The sequence below is a fragment of the Vibrio sp. 1641 genome (assembly GCF_033339995.1).
Taxonomy (GTDB): Bacteria; Pseudomonadota; Gammaproteobacteria; order Enterobacterales; family Vibrionaceae; genus Vibrio; species Vibrio alginolyticus.
Genome location: NZ_JAWOVP010000088.1, coordinates 1 through 853, shown reverse-complemented (window position 1 = coordinate 853; position 853 = coordinate 1). Strand labels below are relative to the sequence as shown.

General features: G+C 47.6%; 1 protein-coding gene. It reads right to left on the bottom strand.

The features are described from left to right. Positions 1-716: IS5-like element ISVal1 family transposase (locus R7Z47_RS24310; protein WP_318130699.1), on the bottom strand; the 716-nt coding region annotated here is incomplete at its 3' end. Between the last annotated feature and the right edge of the window lie 137 nt (positions 717-853).

Here is an 853-nt window from a genome sequence, read left to right as displayed (position 1 = left end):
TAGAGCTTCTGGCAACCCACTGCTAAGTTGCGAGGATGTCCTCGTTCCCAGAAGGCTGCCCCTTCTCGTGGCGGAATGAGCGGAACAGCTCGCTTGAGCCGTATGGCATCATGGCAATTCCTTGTGTCGTAAGCACCATCTCCAGATATCTCAATGATTTTACGACGTGTTTGCTTGAGTAAGTTGGGGAGCACTTCGGCATCAGTGACGTTAGATAAGCTCAGCTCTGCTGCGACTATTTCGTGGGTGCTTGTATCTACCGCGATATGCAGCTTACGCCAGACTCTTCGCTTCCCATCAGTTCCATGCTTCTTGACCTTCCATTCACCTTCGCCATAAACCTTGAGGCCAGTGGCATCAATGGCCAGATGTTGTATTGCTCCTCTGGTTTTGGTTTTAAATGAAACTTCAACTTCCTTAGCTCGGCGGCTTATACAGGTGTAGTGCGGGCAAACAAGCGGGATGTTAGCCAGCTTAAATACGGAGTCTAGAAAACCTTGCAGCGCTCTCAATGGCATAGAGAAAACGCGTTTCACCATCAGAGCGGTAGTAATGGCTAAGTCGCTGAATCGGCGAGGTCTACCACGCTTGCCTTGTTTGTTTTGCTTCCACTCGGCTATCGCTTCCTCATCAATCCAAAAGGTCAGAGAACCACGGTTGATTAAGGCTTTATTGTACTGCTTCCAGTTAGTTGTTTTGTAACGAGGTTTAGGCATGAGGCTACGACGATTGATGGGTGTAGCCGCTCAGATCGTAGCTTCTTGATTTAGTTCCATCGATTTAAGCTACAAAGCCTTTATTAACCAACTGCAAGAGCAATCGAAAACTTCCGATAATCTAATGAAGCATCGTA